The organism is Marinilactibacillus kalidii (assembly GCF_017599325.1).
GTDB classification, from domain to species: Bacteria; Bacillota; Bacilli; order Lactobacillales; family Carnobacteriaceae_A; genus Marinilactibacillus; species Marinilactibacillus kalidii.
The window spans coordinates 25,966-43,394 of record NZ_JAGFVM010000037.1 but is presented as its reverse complement, the minus strand read 5'-3'; the positions used below and the strand labels follow the sequence as shown (position 1 = coordinate 43,394).

The 17,429-nt window shown below is 36.0% G+C and carries 21 protein-coding genes and 1 riboswitch; of the genes, 9 read left to right on the top strand and 12 right to left on the bottom strand.

Features of this window, described 5'->3' with window-relative positions; all coding sequences use genetic code 11:
• The first annotated feature begins 2 nt into the window (after window positions 1-2).
• Window positions 3-770 carry a class I SAM-dependent methyltransferase gene (locus J5J05_RS09135; RefSeq protein WP_208560378.1) on the top strand — a complete coding sequence of 256 codons (768 nt, stop codon included), beginning with the start codon at window positions 3-5 and terminating at the stop codon, window positions 768-770.
• 57 nt (window positions 771-827) lie between these two features.
• Here the strand turns inward: J5J05_RS09135 and J5J05_RS09130 are convergent, their stop codons facing one another.
• Window positions 828-1,568 (bottom strand): purine nucleoside phosphorylase YfiH/LACC1 family protein, encoded by a 741-nt coding sequence (locus J5J05_RS09130; protein WP_244244694.1) that lies wholly within the window; start codon window positions 1,566-1,568, stop codon window positions 828-830.
• 134 nt (window positions 1,569-1,702) lie between these two features.
• On the opposite strand from J5J05_RS09130, the gene J5J05_RS09125 reads away from it, so the two are divergent.
• A complete protein-coding gene (locus J5J05_RS09125; protein ID WP_208560377.1) occupies window positions 1,703-2,731 on the top strand; it encodes a YdcF family protein in 1,029 nt (342 codons plus the stop codon).
• A gap of 93 nt (window positions 2,732-2,824) precedes the next feature.
• On the opposite strand, the gene J5J05_RS09120 is transcribed toward J5J05_RS09125, so the two are convergent.
• A complete protein-coding gene (locus J5J05_RS09120; RefSeq protein WP_208560376.1) occupies window positions 2,825-4,606 on the bottom strand; it encodes an OmpA family protein in 1,782 nt (593 codons plus the stop codon).
• 159 nt (window positions 4,607-4,765) lie between these two features.
• On the opposite strand from J5J05_RS09120, the gene J5J05_RS09115 reads away from it, so the two are divergent.
• Window positions 4,766-4,978: a hypothetical protein gene (locus tag J5J05_RS09115; RefSeq protein ID WP_208560375.1), complete on the top strand. Its 213-nt coding sequence runs from the start codon at window positions 4,766-4,768 to the stop codon at window positions 4,976-4,978.
• 90 nt (window positions 4,979-5,068) lie between these two features.
• Here J5J05_RS09115 and J5J05_RS09110 read toward each other — a convergent pair whose 3' ends face one another.
• Window positions 5,069-5,791, bottom strand: a complete 723-nt coding sequence (locus tag J5J05_RS09110) for a CBS domain-containing protein (protein WP_208560374.1) — start codon at window positions 5,789-5,791, stop codon at window positions 5,069-5,071.
• Between the two features lie 227 nt (window positions 5,792-6,018).
• Between J5J05_RS09110 and J5J05_RS09105 the strand changes: the two genes are divergently transcribed.
• The 5 genes from J5J05_RS09105 to J5J05_RS09085 are packed head-to-tail and all read left to right on the top strand — an operon-like array spanning window position 6,019 to window position 8,569.
• Complete coding sequence (locus J5J05_RS09105) at window positions 6,019-6,447, top strand: hypothetical protein (RefSeq protein ID WP_208560373.1); 429 nt, start codon at window positions 6,019-6,021, stop codon at window positions 6,445-6,447.
• A 20-nt stretch (window positions 6,448-6,467) separates the two neighbouring features.
• Entirely contained in the window at window positions 6,468-6,854 is a 387-nt protein-coding gene (locus J5J05_RS09100; RefSeq protein WP_208560372.1) for a hypothetical protein, read from the top strand.
• 37 nt (window positions 6,855-6,891) lie between these two features.
• On the top strand, window positions 6,892-7,248 hold the full coding sequence (locus J5J05_RS09095; RefSeq protein ID WP_208560371.1) for a hypothetical protein: 357 nt from the start codon (window positions 6,892-6,894) through the stop codon (window positions 7,246-7,248).
• A gap of 31 nt (window positions 7,249-7,279) precedes the next feature.
• On the top strand, window positions 7,280-8,116 hold the full coding sequence (locus J5J05_RS09090) for a metallophosphoesterase (RefSeq protein WP_208560370.1): 837 nt from the start codon (window positions 7,280-7,282) through the stop codon (window positions 8,114-8,116).
• Window positions 8,117-8,140: 24 nt separating this feature from the next.
• A complete protein-coding gene (locus tag J5J05_RS09085; protein WP_208560369.1) occupies window positions 8,141-8,569 on the top strand; it encodes a hypothetical protein in 429 nt (142 codons plus the stop codon).
• Window positions 8,570-8,590: 21 nt separating this feature from the next.
• Here J5J05_RS09085 and J5J05_RS12875 read toward each other — a convergent pair whose 3' ends face one another.
• From J5J05_RS12875 to ribD, 6 genes are read right to left on the bottom strand one after another with little or no spacing between them, the layout of a single operon-like run.
• Window positions 8,591-8,995, bottom strand: a complete 405-nt coding sequence (locus tag J5J05_RS12875) for an HAD family hydrolase (RefSeq protein ID WP_208560368.1) — start codon at window positions 8,993-8,995, stop codon at window positions 8,591-8,593.
• A complete protein-coding gene (locus J5J05_RS12870; protein ID WP_208560367.1) occupies window positions 8,992-9,252 on the bottom strand; it encodes an HAD family hydrolase in 261 nt (86 codons plus the stop codon). Before J5J05_RS12870 ends, J5J05_RS12875 begins: the two co-directional genes overlap by 4 nt.
• Before the next feature lies 1 nt (window position 9,253).
• Window positions 9,254-9,715, bottom strand: coding sequence for a 6,7-dimethyl-8-ribityllumazine synthase (ribH, locus tag J5J05_RS09070; RefSeq protein WP_208560366.1), 462 nt, complete (start codon window positions 9,713-9,715; stop codon window positions 9,254-9,256).
• A 26-nt stretch (window positions 9,716-9,741) separates the two neighbouring features.
• On the bottom strand, window positions 9,742-10,932 hold the full coding sequence (locus J5J05_RS09065; RefSeq protein WP_425270356.1) for a bifunctional 3,4-dihydroxy-2-butanone-4-phosphate synthase/GTP cyclohydrolase II: 1,191 nt from the start codon (window positions 10,930-10,932) through the stop codon (window positions 9,742-9,744).
• Between the two features lie 11 nt (window positions 10,933-10,943).
• Window positions 10,944-11,582, bottom strand: coding sequence for a riboflavin synthase (locus tag J5J05_RS09060; RefSeq protein WP_208560364.1), 639 nt, complete (start codon window positions 11,580-11,582; stop codon window positions 10,944-10,946).
• Complete coding sequence (gene ribD / locus J5J05_RS09055; protein WP_208560363.1) at window positions 11,555-12,679, bottom strand: bifunctional diaminohydroxyphosphoribosylaminopyrimidine deaminase/5-amino-6-(5-phosphoribosylamino)uracil reductase RibD; 1,125 nt, start codon at window positions 12,677-12,679, stop codon at window positions 11,555-11,557. Before ribD ends, J5J05_RS09060 begins: the two co-directional genes overlap by 28 nt.
• 228 nt (window positions 12,680-12,907) lie before the next feature.
• A riboswitch (FMN riboswitch) is annotated at window positions 12,908-13,021 on the bottom strand.
• A gap of 414 nt (window positions 13,022-13,435) precedes the next feature.
• On the opposite strand from ribD, the gene J5J05_RS09050 reads away from it, so the two are divergent.
• Window positions 13,436-13,672 (top strand): hypothetical protein, encoded by a 237-nt coding sequence (locus tag J5J05_RS09050; protein ID WP_208560362.1) that lies wholly within the window; start codon window positions 13,436-13,438, stop codon window positions 13,670-13,672.
• A 216-nt stretch (window positions 13,673-13,888) separates the two neighbouring features.
• Here J5J05_RS09050 and J5J05_RS09045 read toward each other — a convergent pair whose 3' ends face one another.
• From J5J05_RS09045 to J5J05_RS09035, 3 genes are all read right to left on the bottom strand, one after another.
• Window positions 13,889-15,577, bottom strand: coding sequence for a methyl-accepting chemotaxis protein (locus tag J5J05_RS09045; protein ID WP_208560361.1), 1,689 nt, complete (start codon window positions 15,575-15,577; stop codon window positions 13,889-13,891).
• Window positions 15,578-15,801: 224 nt separating this feature from the next.
• Complete coding sequence (locus J5J05_RS09040) at window positions 15,802-16,791, bottom strand: metallophosphoesterase (RefSeq protein ID WP_208560360.1); 990 nt, start codon at window positions 16,789-16,791, stop codon at window positions 15,802-15,804.
• A 166-nt stretch (window positions 16,792-16,957) separates the two neighbouring features.
• On the bottom strand, window positions 16,958-17,410 hold the full coding sequence (locus J5J05_RS09035) for a MarR family winged helix-turn-helix transcriptional regulator (protein ID WP_208560359.1): 453 nt from the start codon (window positions 17,408-17,410) through the stop codon (window positions 16,958-16,960).
• Between the last annotated feature and the right edge of the window lie 19 nt (window positions 17,411-17,429).

The window sequence follows — 17,429 nt, the reverse complement described above, 5'->3', positions numbered from 1 at the left end:
CGATGACAAATTTAGATAAACTAAAAGAAAATTGGTTGAAAAGCGAAGAAAAGCAGAAACAATTTATTGGATGGGACTTTTCTTATTTGAAAAACAAGTATGCTATGGACCCACTTCCTTGGGATTATCGTCAGCTTGTGTTGAAAGAATTAAAACCAGATATGCGCCTACTTGATATGGGCACTGGCGGTGGTGAGCTATTACGCTCTTTTCATCACCCTTATGGACTAACTTCTGTTACAGAAGGCTGGAAGAAAAACTACGTATTATTGCTTGAACGACTAGCACCTCTAGGCGTAAATGTTCAATTTGTTGCTGAAGATGATCAACTTCTTTTTCCAGATCATTCTTTCGATATCGTTTTGAATTCGCATGAGTCTTTTTCAATCGATGAAGTTAAGCATGTTTTAAAACCCGGTGGCTTTTTCATCACCCAGCAAGTCGGTGATATGAATGGACTATTGTTAGCATCCAAACTAATTCCCGGCCTAAAAAAGGTCAGATTTGATCTTCACTTGTCTTCCATCGTACCCGCATTAGAGGCCAAAGGATTCTCTATTCATTATCAAAACGAGGCGTATCCCAAACAACTTTTTTTGGACATGGATGGTTTGATCTACTATGTGCATACGATTCCTTGGGAATTTACTAATTTCAATGTGCATACGCATTTCGATCAGCTACTTTTCCTACATGAAGAATTAGCAAGAAATCAATTCATATTGAATCTTGAGCATCGATTCGTTGTCGTTTCTCAATTGAAAGTTTGAAAGCAAACTAGAAGAAACACCGTATCTCTTTTAAACTGAGATACGGTGTTTCTATTTTTACTTATTCGAAGGCATCATCGTGATGATACCATTTAGTTTATAATCTGTACCTTCTCCTCGAGCAGAATGTAGTCGATTGTCAGAGAAAGTTGATGTTTCTTCTTTATCAATATTTTTAGGTAAAATACCTGCTTCAATCAGTATGGCTTCATTCGCATCCAACATACTTAGTAAAAACTTCTCACCTATCGGCTCGAAAAACTGATCTCTAGACTGAAAGGACTCAAATGCTTCATAAACTTCTGGTCCAACTTCATAGTGCTCACGACCAATGGATGGTCCGAGATAAACCAAAATATTCTCTTTTCTACATCCAAACTGATCAACCATCTGTTCAATAGCATTCAATGAAATTTTCTTAGTCGTCCCTCTCCACCCTGAATGAACGCTAGCTTGAACACCTTTTACTGGATCGTATAAAACCACCGGTGTACAGTCCGCAAATTTAATCAAAAAAGCAATATCTTTTCGATCTGTAATGAGACCATCTGTATTCTCAAAAGTTTTTCCATAAGCAAAATCTTCACCATTTCCTCCATCAACATAGATGACGTTTGCACTGTGTGTCTGTTGACCAGAGTAGATTTCTATTGGCTTTATGTTCAAAGTGGTTAAGAGTCGATCGACATCCTCAACGACTTTTTGACCAGCTCTTTGGTACCTAAAATCATATCCTGTTCCTGCAACCCTATTAAGCAATCCGTTTTTTTCTAACAAAATGGACTTCATTTGACTCATTCTATTCATTCCTAACATTTGTTTGATTTTTTTTTGACTATTTCATTTTCACTATTTAGTTTTTCTTTAAATTACTATATAATTCTATCATAACAACCTAATTACATCTATCTACTACATTTTAAGGAGGTCTTATGGGTCACTTAATCACTGTTTTTTTTATACTTCTATTCGTCTTTTCCTATATTCAGGATCGTCGTAAAGTCACGAATGGTTTCTTGCTTACATTAGCTCTTTTAAGTATTGGCGGGTCTCTTGCCTATGAAGGTGTTAAGAATCCTGGATCATTTTATACTTATATTTTTTTCCCCTTATTTATTTTACTTATATTATTTATTGGTTTAAGCGGTATTCTATTCATTATATTCTCTTTCTTTAATACTCGAAAGATATATAAAAAAGAAGGCGTTAGTTTAAAAAATTCACTCATTCTTGCTTTAGGTGTAGGTATTATCCTTCTAAATATTGCTACATTATTCAATTTAGATCAATACTTACAAAGGGAGTTTAGGTTCATTTTCTCATTTGCACGTTTCTCAATCTTTTATTTTAGTTTTTTTCTCTTCATGTTTACCGTTTCCGCTCTTCTATACCAAGTTTATTTCCCTAAGCTAAACAAAGATTATATCATTGTTTTAGGTAGTGGGCTCATCGGCGGAGATAAAGTACCGCCTTTACTGCAAAGTAGAATCAAAAAAGGTGTCTCATTCTATCAGAAGCAACTCGATAAGAATGGTAAGAAAGCTAAAATCATATTCACTGGTGGACAAGGTCACGATGAATTTTTAGCTGAAGGCGAAGCAATGGCGAACTTTGCTCGATCACTTGGTCTTGAAGACGAACAAATCATTATAGAAGACCAAGCAAAAAACACTTATGAAAATATGCGCTTCTCAGCTGAAAAGATGGATGCTCAAGAACCTAAACGTGCGGTATTTGTCACAAATAACTATCACCTTTTAAGAGCGGGTATTTATGCTAAAAAGGCCAACTTAGATGCTGATGGTATCGGTGCACGCACTGCCTTTTACTTCATTCCTAATGCTTTTATTAGAGAATTCATTGCATTTATGAATCTTTATCGTAAGTCCCATATAATAATTATTTTATCTACGTTCATTTTTTCATTGTTATTGACCTTTTTCTACAACTATCTAAATTAAAAAGAAAGCAATCGTTTTTACGATTGCTTTCTTTTTTACTTCTTAGTCCTGTATGGATAGTAGCGTTTTATATTCTATCAACTTAACAAGGATTTATTCCTTAATGATTGGAACATTGGTTATTCTCCACGGTTCGGTTCGCTCCGTCGAACTTTGATAGACTCCTGTATCTGCAAGATCAATCGTTACTTCTTCTTCATTGGTTGTAGGCCAAACAACTGTGGCATAAAAATAAGCACCGTTCGTTGAAGTTCCTTGGGGCATATTTCTTTCAGCAAGGGGCACAATAAACTTTTTGTCTTCAGGTGCCTTCTCGACTTTTTCATCAATATAATTTCCTGTCAATGGTGTTAAATAGTAATCTAATGGATAATACCGCTGACCATTACTAATCATCGTTGGTGCATAAGCACTAAACTGATTATAGCCAATTGAATCATCTGAACTCCATCCTCTTGCGCCAACTCCAGCGACATGTGCTAATGCATCGTATTTCAATTTCGTCTCTTCTGTTTTAAAAACTTTGAAACGTCCTACTGTTAAATCATCTACTTGTTTAAGTTCAATCATTTCAACATTGCCAAACGATGTTTTGACTGAATCTGGAAAACGACTGACTTGTCCCTCTGGATCAGGTAATCTTTCTTCTGTAGATTCGATCACTATTTCTTCTTTTGGTGGTGTGAATTGTAAGGCTACTCTTCTATTTTGCGCTCTACCTTCTTCACTTTCATTATCAGCGATTGGTTCATTGAAAGATTTCCCTTCTGTTGTCACTTCGTCATACTTAGAAAGATCAGTCAAACTAGCTAGCCGTTCTTTTACTGCGTTTGCGCGTTTTTCAGAGAGCGTTTGATTATAGGCTTCTGTGTTTTCTCTATCGGTATGACCAACAATTTCTAGTTTACCACCCTCCACACTCTCTAATTCATCAATAGCCGCTTGTAATTCAGTATCTGCTTCTTCAGATAAATCAGAGGAATCAAAATCAAACAATACATCACTGGACAAGATAAGGGTAGAATACTCAATTTCGTCTATTCTACTAAGGGAAGTTTCTAAATTTTCTTTATAGCTCTCAATAGGTTCGACTCGTTTTTGGAGTGATTCGTAATGACCTTCCAATAGGTCATATTGTTCATTCAACAATTCTCTTTCAAGAATATTATCAACTGATGGGACGACATTCTCTGCCACTTCATCTTGTTTATCATCATAAAAAGCCATCCCTGAATCTTCTCTATCTACTACTGGAACCGATTGGACCATGCCGACTTGACTAAATAGCACATGAACTTCTTCTGTCTTCGGTGCATCAAAAGCGACAAAATAGGTTACTGGATCTTGGTCTACGCCAAATGTAGCATTGTCATTGCCAAATCCATGTCCTAAAAATGTCTGTACAGCATGTGTTGTATAGCCTTCTTGCATTAATACAGCTGGGTGCGAAACAGTCATATTTTCAGCATCGATTAGTCTAATATCATAACCTTGTTCTGAACTGATGCCTTCACCTGTAAATACACCGATATCAAATAAACGTTTGAAAGTGGATGTTATATTATCTTCCGTATCTACTTTAACGGGCAAGATTCCATACCCTTCTTCACGAATAACGGGGCCAACTTTCATTTTTAATTGATACTCTTTATCTTCCTGAAAGTCCCACATTGGAATATCAACCGTAACTGGATCTATTGGCTCTGTTATTTCCTTTTTATCATCAGCTGAATGATTTGTATCCTCAACCGACTCTATTGCATTTTCTTGTTCGACGTTTTCATTGCTTTCTATTGTTTCAGCTGATTTAGTTGCTTCTTGACTGCAACCAGCTAATATACAAACACTCAGTAAACTAAGTAAAGATTTTTTCATGCCATTACGCTCCTATGATTAAGTAAATTTTTCCTTTACTATAATAGCATAATTCTTCACACTAAATAACTTTTATCTTAGCATCCATGTTATTATATAGGTATATTTATCCTTTTATCTCACGCTTGGTCTGTAAAATTGTCACGAAGAAGGTGAAAAATGAATAGTCTGATTGATTTCCTAACCAAACATATTCGATTTATTTTAAATGCACTCATGATTTTAATAATCGTTTTTGGCGCTTGGGCAATGATTGATGGGTTAATCAATCGTTTCTATAGTACACTCGTACTGTTCTTTGTTATCGTCTACGGTAGTCGTTTAAAAAGGTATCTACTCAAAGCGAGAAATAAGCGTAAGATGCATACGTAAATTTTTAAGTGGGTATGATTTTTGGGTAACTTCACTCGATTGGCTTGATCTATGAAAAAGACAGCCCCATCTACTGATGAGACTGTCTCTTTATTTGTTTTCTATGATTTCTGGCATGTCCCAAGGCGTGATGATCCCGATAAGGTCATCTGGATGTTTTACCTGTTCTTGATTTGTAATCAGTAAGAAGTAAGCCACGATACCTTCTTTGATTTTTTTCGAATAGATGGATTCAATTTCAAAAATCGACATATCTTTTGGAATGATTTCATAAGCATGTTTTTCTTCGTCATTTTCAAGTATATCTGCTACTGTCGTTTGGCTGATCGTAATCAAATCATCTTGAATCGATCTTGCTAGAAAATTGGTGATCCCATTTTCTGAAATGATTCCTACCATTTTTTCACCTTGAAAAACGGGGAATTGTGAGTACTGGTTTTCTTCTATGGCTTTCAGTACTTTACTAAATGGATCTTCCTTTTTAAAGGTGATCACTTTTTCAAGAAATAAGTCACTGACTGTCTTCGGATATTGAATTTTTTTCATGACCACTCTCATCTCTTCAATCAGTGAAGGGCTCGGATTGGCAATAGATTCGTGTTCGTTGATTGTACTATGAACGAGTAAATTTCTAAATTCTCTATAAAGGTCCAACTTTCTTTTATAATTTATTACAACCTTATCTTGCTTACCTTCCGCTTCGTAAAGTAAAGAACCAAAATTCGTGTCAGGATCACTCCCGATTTTCTTGGCTACTACTTTTTGTAATTCATTAAAAACATGTATGAACTCTCGAACGTTGTCTTCAGCCATCCTATTTTTCCTCCTATTCATTCTAAAGCTGTAACACTATTTTACCGTATGATCGCCCCTCGTTAACAGCCAAACCCTTTCTTTAATTCATTGTGGCTTGAACCTATCGTCTAGAATGATTCTGATAATTTATACTTTGCAATTGTATAAATTATCCTAAAAATCGAATAATCATGTATGCTTTTTTATTCAGTTATGGTATTTTATTTTAAAGGAGATGATCTATTATGAGTGTTACGATCAAGAGAACGGTTGGGTCTTTTAGTTTACTGAGTATGATTTCTGTGAAGATGAATGATGTGGTCTTAGAAAAACTTGCCCCTGGAGAATCAGTGACATTTGAACTGCCTAATGATCAAGAAACGATTAAATTAAGTACAGCATTATCAAGCAAAACGTTTACTATCAAAGATGGTCAACAGTTTAACGTAATAAGAGATAACCGTATGTGGGTATTAAGATATATTATTTGTCTAGCTTTTATTATTGTAGCATTTCTCTCCCTTTTTTATTTTCCTACAGTTCCCCTTTTCGCTAGAATCATTCAATTGATACTTTTATTGACATTACTAATGCTTGATATCTTTTTACCAAAATATGCTATCAAAGAATCAGCCGAATTATCTGAGCGAGAAGAAAACTGGAATAGTTATTAATCAATAGGAGCTGATGTAAAATGAGCATAAAGATTACAAGGAAAACTGGATTCAGCGGTTCAGCCGTTAACTTAAAACTCTTAATTAACGGTGAACGTATAGAAAAAATAGCATTAGCTGAGACGATAGAACTAACTATCCCTGATTCTACTGCGACGATAGAAACAAAAAAATGGCTGACTAAACGAAAATCGATCACTGTAACAGATGGAGATATTGTTGAAATCACTCAAAACGCCGTACTTAATCGAATCAGTTACGCTTTTATCGCAATGATCATTCTACTTAATATTATCTGGGAATTTCACTCTATTTGGAAGGTTTATCTCGTTATAATCATGCTCGTTCTTACGCTTAACTTGCTTTATAGTCCATACAAATTAGCTGTCATCGGTAAAATTCACTAAATCAATCACACAAAAAATTACCATAAAGGAGCATACGATGCATATCACCATACATAGAAACACCGGCATTATGGGTGCGGGTGATTCCATGAAAATAAAGTTAAATGGACAAGAAGAGAAACTCAAGTTAGATGAAACAAACGAAATCTTTTTTCCCGAAGAACCAGCTGTACTCGAAATCAATCAATTCGGTACAAAAACTGTAAAACTAGAAGTGAATGATGGAGATACGATAGAAATCAGTCATAAAAAATGGCTTACTTGGATCAATTTTTTACTCCTCCTTTTTACACCTTGGCCTACAACTCTTTACTTTTGTGTCGGTTTGTTTCTACTTTTTTGTATCTATAACTATTTATTCGGTTTCTATAATGTAGCCGTAATTGAATCTTGACTTTCCAACTTCAGAAGGAGACCCTAAATTGATGAACTGGCTAAAAAAACATACCATTTTTTCTTCCTTGCTGGTATTCATTTTGCTATTGATTGGTTGGATTACTTGGGATAATAAGCATATTGAAACAACCGTTTATAATATTGAGGATACTAAAATCCCTGCTTCACTAAATGGTTTCACGATTGCACAAGTTTCTGACTTACATAACAAAGACTGGGGAGATCAATTGATTGATCGATTAACAGAAGCAAAACCAGATTTGATCGTTGTAACTGGTGATCTCATTGATTCTAGAAAAACTGATCTTCCAACCGCTATTACTTTCATCAATGAAGCTAGTACTATCGCTCCTATTTATTATGTGACAGGTAATCACGAAGCTAGAATTGCAGAATACGAAGAATTAATTGAATCAACCAGTGATTCAGTGATCCTCTTAGATAATCAGCAAACCGTTTTAGAAGCTGGGAATGATGACGTTCGGTTAATCGGGCTACAAGACCCTTCCTTTCCAACAGCAGATACAGAAACTCATTTACAACATTTAACAGATGATTATGATGGTTATACCCTCTTACTCTCTCATAGACCTGAATTATTTGAGACTTACGAACGATATCATATAGATCTTGTTTTAAGTGGTCATGCACATGGTGGTCAATTCAGACTGCCTTTCATTGGTGGTTTAGTTGCACCAAACCAAGGGTTCTTCCCCACCTATTCAGCTGGGCTTTATGCAGAAGGCGAGACAACTATGATCGTCAGTAGAGGACTTGGCAATAGTCTCTTTCCTTTTAGAGTCAATAATCCTCCTGAACTTGTGATCATCAACTTATTTAAAGAAGCTTTTCCAAATCAGGAATAAATCAAAAATCATAGGAGGAAGCACATGAATCAAAAGCATAAACTGTTCTTTCCATTATTAGGTTTTTGTATCCCCTTTGGCTATTTAGCTATGTGGATTGATTTGACGATTGGAAATATGTTTTTCTACTTTTTAACACTTAGTTTATTAATCGGTCTAGGTGTGTTGACTGATCAACTTTCTGGTCTAATTAGCACGTTTGTCGGTAATGGATTCAGTCTATTTTCCTCAATTCTATTTATTTATTTTACTGGCTTGATTGAGCAGCATTGGTATTTTAAACCTTTTTCTACAGTTGGATTCGTAATATTTCTATCTATCATTACCCTGCTTATTCAATTATTACTCATTCGAGTGATTTTCAAAAAAAGAATTGTTACGAAAAAAAACAGCAAACAGACGAATAATCGTTGTTTGCTGGGTCTTTCCGGTCTTCTATTAGGCATATTTTAGAATCGATTTTCGCTATAAGCATTAAAAATAAAGCAGCAATGCTTTAATATCTTCAATAATCATATTAGCTTGTCTCCGTTCCTCAGGTGAACCATATCCATAAGCACAACCCACCGTCGAGACGTATGCTAGTGAACCGACATCCATATCTTGTTTTCGGTCGCCAATCATAGCGAGTCTTATATTTTTTCCGCCAAATCGCTCTTGAACGATTTCTTTTTTCGATTTTTCAAAGGCGTACTGTTCACTACAAATCATCTCATCAAATAGCTGACTCAGTCCAAAAATCTTATCGTGTGTATTCATATATTCAATCGAGCAATTGCTTAAAAAAATTAATCGGTATGAACTTTTTTTCAAGTACGATAGAACTTCTAAAGCATGCTGATATAATTTTGCACGACCTTCCAAAATACCTTTAGTCATTTCAGCCCAATCATAGCGGAAGCTTTTTCTTTGTATTCAGTTGGCAGTTCTGACTGAAACGTTCCCCACATCTCTTCTTTCGTGTACCCTAGCCATTTTGTGATGTCCTCATCTGAGAACTGCTTTTCCTCAACTTGGCCTTCTTTCACAAGGAAACGATAGGCTTTTTTAAATGCTGGTATATACAAATGACTACTATCATGTAACGTACCGTCATAATCAAAAATAATTGTATCGACTCTTTTATTTTTATTCATACTAAAATTGCTTCATTAAATTAGCCATCTCTATAGCACCAGTTGCTACTTCAAATCCTTTGTTCCCTGCTTTTGTACCGGCTCTTTCAATGGCTTGCTCGATGGTATCTGTCGTCAGCACACCGAACAATACGGGGATACCGGTGCTATCAGATGCTGAAGCAACTCCCTTTGATACTTCGGCGCATACGTGGTCGTAATGAGAAGTAGACCCTTTAATAACAGCTCCTAATGTAATAACTGCATCATATTGACCAGTCGATGCCATTTTTTTTGCGATGAGCGGAATTTCATATGCTCCAGGTACCCAAGCAACTGAAATGTCTGTTTCTGCCACGCCATGTCTGACAAGCGCATCCAATGCACCATCCAATAACTTAGAACCAATAAATTCATTAAATCGTGCAATGACGATCCCAATTCTTAAATCTTTTGCGATTAATGTTCCTTCTAATATGTTCATATCATTTTCCTCCATCGTTCGTGTCATTATAAGTAATGACCCATTTTTTCTTTTTTGATTTTCAGATAAGACTGGTCATAAATGTTTGATTCTATGCGAATAGGCACACGATTTTCAATCGTTAAGCCATATGATGTCAAGCTTTTTACTTTATCAGGATTATTTGTCATCAAATTTAGTCGACTGACTCTCAAATCATCGAAAATTTGTGTACATTCATAATACTCTCTTGCATCCACTGGCAATCCTAACATCACATTTGCTTGAATCGTATTATGTCCTTGGTCTTGTAATGCATAGGCTCTAATTTTATTGATCAAGCCTATCCCTCTACCTTCTTGTCTCATATATAACAGAATCCCTCTACCTTCTTCTGCTATTTTTTTCATCGCAAGATCCAGTTGATCTCCACAATCGCACTTTTGTGAAGCAAATACATCACCTGTCAGGCACTCAGAGTGTACTCTACACAATACAGGCTCTCCATCGCTGACATCTCCCATGACCAATGCAACATGGTGTTCCTTTGTTTTTACATGTTGATAAGTATGAATATTGAATAGACCATATTTAGTTGGGAGCTGCGCAATTGATTGTTTATGCATTACTTTTTCATGATTTTTTCGATAGGTAACTAAGTCTTTAATCGTTCCGATTTTCATCTTGTGCTTCTCAGCAAACGCTAAAAGATCATCTCTTCTAGCCATCGTTCCATCTTCATTCATGATTTCACAGCACAGTCCAACTGGCTTTAATCCTGCTAGACGCACAAGATCGACGGTTGCTTCCGTATGACCATTTCGTTTTAGCACCCCTCCTTCCACTGCTTCCAAAGGAAATAGATGTCCTGGACGTTTGAAATCTTCTGCGACAGATTCTTCTTCTACCAGCTTTAAGGTCGTTAGCGATCTTTCATATGCTGAAATGCCAGTAGTCGTATCTTTATAGTCTATAGAAATAGTAAAGGCAGTCCCATGATCATCCGTGTTTCGTTCAGTCATTTGAGATAAATTAAATTTATTTGTATATTCTTTTGTCATGGGTATACAAATCAATCCTCTGGCATGTTTAGCCATAAAGTTAACATTTTCTGGCGTTGCAAATTCCGCTGCACAGATGATATCTCCTTCATTTTCTCTATTTTCATCATCAACAATCAAGACATTTTTACCCTTTTGAATTTCTTCAATAAGCTCTGCTATATCATTAAACATCACAGTACCTCCTTCTAAATAAATCCAGCATTTAATAAACTATTTTTTGTTACTACAGACTGGTCTATTGTTTTTTTGTCTGATAGGTTAAGCAATTTTTCAACATACTTCCCGATAAGATCACATTCCAAATTGACTTTATATCCTACATTATGGCTGAGCAAAGTTGTTTCACTAGCAGTATGGGGAATAATAGATACAGAAAAATTTTGATCATTCACCGAAGCGACTGTTAAGCTGATACCATCTATAGCGATAGAGCCTTTTTCAATCACGTACTTGAGTAGGTCAGATTTTGCTTCAATCGTTACCCAAACAGCATTTTCCTCTGCTCGATAATGTTGGATCGTTCCTATGCCATCAATATGTCCACCTAGCCGTGTTTCTAAGGTTAGCGCACGCTCTAAATTGACTCGTGTTTGACTTGAAAGTTTTTGAAAACCTGTTCTAGTCATTGTTTCAGCCATCACATCTGCTTCGAACATTTGTGCATCCATTTTAGCTACGGTCAAACAAACACCTTGTACCATAATGCTGTCACCTATTTTTGTTCCTTCTAAGACCTTTTTGGCACTTATCCTTAATCTGCTAGATTTCTCTGATTGACTGATACTCGTCACTATACCTATTTCTTCGACAATTCCCGTAAACAACTGCATTCCTCCTCTGTAAAATAGCCTTCTACCAATATATCTTCACCCAATTGGTTGAATGTATACCGTTTTAGTTTTAAAGCCTCATCTATATACTGGAATCCCTCTCCTCCGATTGGGGATAAAGCAGTTGAACCACCAATGATTTTAGGCGCGATGTAGGCGATCAATTTATCTACTACACCAGCTTTAATTGCTGCTCCGTGAGTCGCAGCACCACCTTCGATCAACACACTATCTATACCCCATTCACCTAAAGAGGCCATCAATGTTTGAAAATCAAAAGTCCCCTCAATAGTTTCCATGGTTAATACTTTTATTCCCATTTCTTCAAGCCAGGTAATTTTTTTTGAGCAAGCAGATGTGGATGTGACAATGATCGTTGCAGCTTGATCTAAAGTTTGAAGAATAGTTGCTGATTCAGGGATATCCAATTGTTTATCTATGATAATTCTTACCGGATTGGGTAAGCCAGTTACTCTACACGTTAAAAGAGGATCGTCCTTTAATACTGTTCCAATCCCTACTAAGATTGCTGAAACTCGTCCTCTTATCGTGTGGGCATGATTTCTAGAAGTTTCTGAAGATATCCATTTTGATTCACCCAATTCTGTTGCGATTTTACCGTCTAAAGACATGGCGTATTTCATGATAACGAAAGGTAAATTTGTTGTTATGAATTTATTAAAGATCTCATTTAGCTTTTCACTTTTTTCTCTTAGTACATCTTCTATGACTTCAATCCCCGCTTTGCGCATATGCTGAATACCTTTTCCAGCTACCAATGGATTTGGATCCTTTGCGGCAACGACGACCTTTTTAATTTTGCTTTTGATGATTAAGTCCGCACATGGTGGCGTTTTTCCGAAATGCACACAAGGTTCAAGCGTCACATAAAGCGTGGCACCTTCCACTGATTCAGTTGCACCATTGATGGCGTTCACTTCTGCGTGTGCTCCTCCGTATCGCTCATGATAACCTTGACCAATCACTCGTTCATTTTTAACAATGACTGCTCCTACAAGCGGATTAGGGGCAGTTCTTCCGCTTCCTTTTTCTGCTAAATTTAATGCAATTTCCATGTAATAGCTATTCATATAGACCCCTTTCTAATCAAAAAAGCCCTCAATCTTTAATAGATTCAGGGCGTTCATTTTTGAATGTGATTGTATGTAAATAGACAGACTTCTGGCACGTGAATTGATCTCACATGCTAGAGAATGCTAAAAACCCTGGAAAATTAACTTTCCAGGGCATTTCGAATACAACTAGTCATTATTCTATCAGTCAATTTGACAGACTCGCAGAATATACACTAAACCATTCAATGTCTTCTTTCATCCAGACTATACTGTCGGCTTCGGAATTTGACCGAATCTGCCTTACGGCTCGTGGGCTATACCACCGGTAGGGACTTTCACCCTGCCCTGAAGACTATTCACTTTTCTAAAACCAAGAATATATTGTAAAAAAACATTTGTCAATCCTTTTTCTTTTCTGATTATTTCAAAATATCTCGTACATGTTAATTCCTTTATAGCCACTACTTTGCGTGAATGTCCAATCACTAATCGCTTCTTTTTTTGTTGCCCAACTAAATGATTTCTATAGAAGCTTTAAATTAGCGCTTCATTCGAATATCTTGATCATAAGTCGAATGAAATGAATCAACTTTTCTAGTATCGCTTAACTGTGCATATAAGATGAACCATTTATCACATTTAATATTAGAAAATAAAATTTACAAAGATACTTCGATTCTGATTCGATCTATATACATCTCAATGATTACTATTTGCATTTGACTCTCACTTGTTATTTAATGGATAGATAGACAAGAAAGGATGAATAGCTTGAGTATTACAGTTGTACAAACTAACGTACCCGTTAACTTCAAGTTATATGTAACTTCTGAAGTTGATGGGACAGTTAAAGAAAAAGTAGTAAAACTAGATAGCGACACTTTTGAAATTGAAGGTTCTAAAGCGATGATCGTAGGGAAAAAATTTGGCGCGACTAGTAATAAACTGGAAGTCAAAGATGGCCAAAAAATTGAAATCACTTCTAAAAAAACGTACTGCTTACAATAGCTTTTGTCATTGTTTTTACTAATATCCTTGCAGCAGCTGTCCCCTCAAAGTATAGCTGGCTGATTTATATCGTTTCCCTTATTATTATTCTTATTAGTTATAACGTTATTCCAACTTACCAAATCAAATTGTTGCCCTATGATTCCAGATAGATATAAATAAAAGCAATCGTCATGTAGTTGATTAAACTACATGACGATTGCTCCTTTTTTAGATTTAAACTTTAAATAAACTGACCTTACTTTGTAATTCTTGCGCCATTTCCGCTAAATCGTTTGATGCAGCGGTTATTTCTTCCATAGAAGCATTTTGTTCTTCTTCTGATGAAGCAACATCTTCTATGCTTGTAGAAATATCTTCAATAGCAGCCGTCACTTCGCTGATCATTTCCTCTAGTTCAGTTGAATGATTGGAGATCACTAAGCCTTCTTCATGAGCAAGCTCTGATTCCTTATTCAATTGGGTGATATAATTAGATACCTTCTCGAATACTTGTCCTGCTTGCTGCACACGTTGACTACCTTGATCAACCGCTTCGTCTGCTTCACTCATCGAAACAGATGATTTAGAAATATTGGTTTGAATATCTCTGATGATTGATTCAATTTGTTTCGTTGCATTTGCTGATTTCTCAGCAAGTGTACGAATTTCTTCTGCAACAACTGCAAAACCTTTACCTTGTTCTCCGGCCCTAGCTGCTTCAATTGCTGCATTCAAAGCTAATAAGTTTGTTTGTTCAGAAATTCCATTGATAAACGACACGATTTTCTCAACTTCAACGGATTGATTATTAAGCAGACTAACATATGACGACGTTTGATCTGTTTTTTGCTTAATGGTTTCCATTTCTGACACTGAATCTTGAATAGTAGTTTCACCATCATTGATACTTTTTTGAACTTCACTCACTGAATCGTTGATCAGATTAATGCTCTTAGACACACTAGCAATATTCTGTATGATATGAGAAATCGTTTGATTGACTCGTCCGGTTTTCTCTGACTGGCTAGTCGCTGTATCCGACATTGAAGACATTGACTCGGTAATGACTTCTGTTGCTTTCGATGATTCTGATGCACTAGCTAATAACTCTTCTGAAGATGCAGCAACTAAATTAGCTTGTTCATCTACATGGTAGAGCAACTCTGAAAGTTTCTCACGCATAACATTAAAACTTTCTCCAATATAGCCAATTTCGTCATAATAAGTTACGTTAACGCCTTGCGTAAAGTCGCCGTTCCCACCTAGTTCCAACACATGTGTAACTTCTGAAAAGCGTCTTTTCAATCGCTTGTTGAAAACTGCTAGTATAGCAATAAACACGATACTTGAAATAATAATGACTAAAATGAATACAAAAAACATCGACCAAATGGCTTCATTAATAATCTCTTGCGAAACACCTACAAACCACATACCGATTGGTTCGCCTGCAGCATCGTATATAGGCTGATAAGCGGTCTGATTCATTTCTCCCATAATATCAGCTGTTCCTATATATGTATTTTCTTCTGCTAAAACTGTTTGTACAACATCATCGGCAGCAGCTGTTCCGATTAAACGCTCTCCTTCTCTTTCAAATGTCGTTGCTACACTAGTATCCTCTAGAAAAATAGTCGCTGGACCATCGGTCATTTCCGTAATTCTATCAACCATCTCACTACTTACCGGCACAGAACCTTTATATAGTTCTCCACTTACAACATTCCATTCTCCTGGATACCAAGATTCCAGTACTTCTGCACTTAAAACTAAGTCAGATTGTACTTTGTTTTCTGTCATTTTTTGAACAGTACTTGTTGTCTCCATGTAAATAGTAATACTCAGTGCTACAAATACACTTGCAAATAATAAAGCAATAATGATACTCATTTGACTAGTTAATTTCATACCTTTTTTTCTCACTTCGTCCTACCTCTTCTTCTTTCATTTTTAAAACTCTCCTTTTTTAGTTATCGGCAACAAACGCTGAATTTAAAGCTTATTTATGAAAATAACCAATTTCGTTTTCATTATAAGTTGTTTTTTGACATGGCTAATCTCAACAGCGTGCAAAAGAAACCTTACCTAAGCTATTTTTATAGCCAAGTAAGGTTTTATAAAAGTCATATTTTGTTCATAAACATCTATTACATTTGTTTTTCTCTGAATGCAGCCCGTTCTTCTCGCTCTTTTTTTGTTTTCTGTAACTTCCGCTTTGCTAGATATTCAACGACTTCTTTAGGTTTGCGAATATCAAATAATTCTATCGGCTCGGGGCCTCTCATGGTTTCTCTTTCAATATACAAGACGCCCTCTTCATTTACCTTTTCTTTCCAGCGAACAAGCCGAATCATTCCCTCAGATAATTCTAGCGCAGTGATACTTGCTGGGTAAATACCACAACCTGTATTGAAATATGGGTATTCTCTATCCTTAGGAAATTTAAATCGGTGTGTATGACCACAAATCAGCATCCGTCTATTTTTTTGAATCCACTTGCTATAATTACGTTCAATCTTATGTCTTTTCGATACATTCTTGATTGGACTCGCTGGATTTCGAATACCAAATCGGTGTAGAAAACGCCAGAAATATTTCAGTGATAGCATCGTGAAAAACCAGAATTGATCGTTCGGTGCATCCCCTTGATGACCATGCAAGACAAAGATCTCTTGGCTAGTCTGACGGTGTTTCAAAACGAGTGCTTCGATCGGCTTTAATCCCTTTAAGAAGTCAAAATATTCTTCTGTGTATTCATCATAATTAATATAATAATTCTTTTCTACATATTTTTGATTTCTCAAAAACAAGTCATGATTTCCATATATTCGAATATAGCGATCTCCATCGTAAAACTTTTTAATATTCTGGTATACATCTGTATGGGCATTTTTAATGTGTTCAAACTCTGAGTACTCTAAGAGTTCTTCGCCATCTCCTACTTCTACAAATGTATAGTCACTTTCATAATATTCATTCAACGCATGCGTAAATAAATTTTGGCTACGTAAGAATTCATCTGACACACTGCCGTCTCCACGGTGCGCATCACTCATAAATACAATACGAGAATGATCGTCAAAGTACATTTGCTGCGCATTATGATAGGCTTCTGTCAGTCTTTTATCTGTGAACATTCTCTTCTTCTCCCACTATTCTCTATTGTCTTATCCCTAGTATACGTTATGAAACCTCATTAAATAAAGCGATTGCTCATATGAATTTTATTTATCTTTTTTCGATTCTTTTATGTACGTAAAACCCCTCCAGTATGAATTCATATTGGAGGGGTTAGTGAAACATTTATTCGTCTGTTGTTTGATCAAAGTTTGCTTTGATTTTTTCTAATGTTTTTTTGAATTGAGCTAACTCTTCTTGGTCAATTCCTTTAGTGATGGTTCCTTCTAACTTTTCTACATATGGGATAAAAGCATTGATTTGTTTGATTGCCTTTTCCGTCAATACGATCTCTTTTAACCGTTTGTCTGGTTGTGTGCCCTTATGCTCATCAATATAGCCGTTATTCTTCAGCCTTTTAACAAGATTACTGGTCGTTGACTTACGAATCGAAAATTCTTTTTCAATATCTTTTTGAAAAATCGAGCGATGTCGATTTTCGTATAAGAAAGTCAATGCCCAAGCTTGCATCCGATGCATTTCTTCAAACTTTTTTCCTGCTTTTTCTTTTTCAATAAACCGGACGAACAATATTGAAAGTTCTCTCAGTTCATACCCAATCGTGCCATGAGGGTCCATATCAAATCATACCTTTCAA

Bases quoted from the DNA above. Each gene is read 5' to 3' on its own strand.
- J5J05_RS09135 (WP_208560378.1), top strand. From the start codon at position 3: ATGACAAATTTAGATAAACTAAAAGAAAATTGGTTGAAAAGCGAAGAA.
- J5J05_RS09130 (WP_244244694.1), bottom strand. From the start codon at position 1,568: ATGAGTCAAATGAAGTCCATTTTGTTAGAAAAAAACGGATTGCTTAAT.
- J5J05_RS09125 (WP_208560377.1), top strand. From the start codon at position 1,703: ATGGGTCACTTAATCACTGTTTTTTTTATACTTCTATTCGTCTTTTCC.
- J5J05_RS09120 (WP_208560376.1), bottom strand. From the start codon at position 4,606: ATGAAAAAATCTTTACTTAGTTTACTGAGTGTTTGTATATTAGCTGGT.
- J5J05_RS09115 (WP_208560375.1), top strand. From the start codon at position 4,766: ATGAATAGTCTGATTGATTTCCTAACCAAACATATTCGATTTATTTTA.
- J5J05_RS09110 (WP_208560374.1), bottom strand. From the start codon at position 5,791: ATGGCTGAAGACAACGTTCGAGAGTTCATACATGTTTTTAATGAATTA.
- J5J05_RS09105 (WP_208560373.1), top strand. From the start codon at position 6,019: ATGAGTGTTACGATCAAGAGAACGGTTGGGTCTTTTAGTTTACTGAGT.
- J5J05_RS09100 (WP_208560372.1), top strand. From the start codon at position 6,468: ATGAGCATAAAGATTACAAGGAAAACTGGATTCAGCGGTTCAGCCGTT.
- J5J05_RS09095 (WP_208560371.1), top strand. From the start codon at position 6,892: ATGCATATCACCATACATAGAAACACCGGCATTATGGGTGCGGGTGAT.
- J5J05_RS09090 (WP_208560370.1), top strand. From the start codon at position 7,280: ATGAACTGGCTAAAAAAACATACCATTTTTTCTTCCTTGCTGGTATTC.
- J5J05_RS09085 (WP_208560369.1), top strand. From the start codon at position 8,141: ATGAATCAAAAGCATAAACTGTTCTTTCCATTATTAGGTTTTTGTATC.
- J5J05_RS12875 (WP_208560368.1), bottom strand. From the start codon at position 8,995: ATGACTAAAGGTATTTTGGAAGGTCGTGCAAAATTATATCAGCATGCT.
- J5J05_RS12870 (WP_208560367.1), bottom strand. From the start codon at position 9,252: ATGAATAAAAATAAAAGAGTCGATACAATTATTTTTGATTATGACGGT.
- ribH (WP_208560366.1), bottom strand. From the start codon at position 9,715: ATGAACATATTAGAAGGAACATTAATCGCAAAAGATTTAAGAATTGGG.
- ribD (WP_208560363.1), bottom strand. From the start codon at position 12,679: ATGAATAGCTATTACATGGAAATTGCATTAAATTTAGCAGAAAAAGGA.
- J5J05_RS09040 (WP_208560360.1), bottom strand. From the start codon at position 16,791: ATGTTCACAGATAAAAGACTGACAGAAGCCTATCATAATGCGCAGCAA.
- J5J05_RS09035 (WP_208560359.1), bottom strand. From the start codon at position 17,410: ATGGACCCTCATGGCACGATTGGGTATGAACTGAGAGAACTTTCAATA.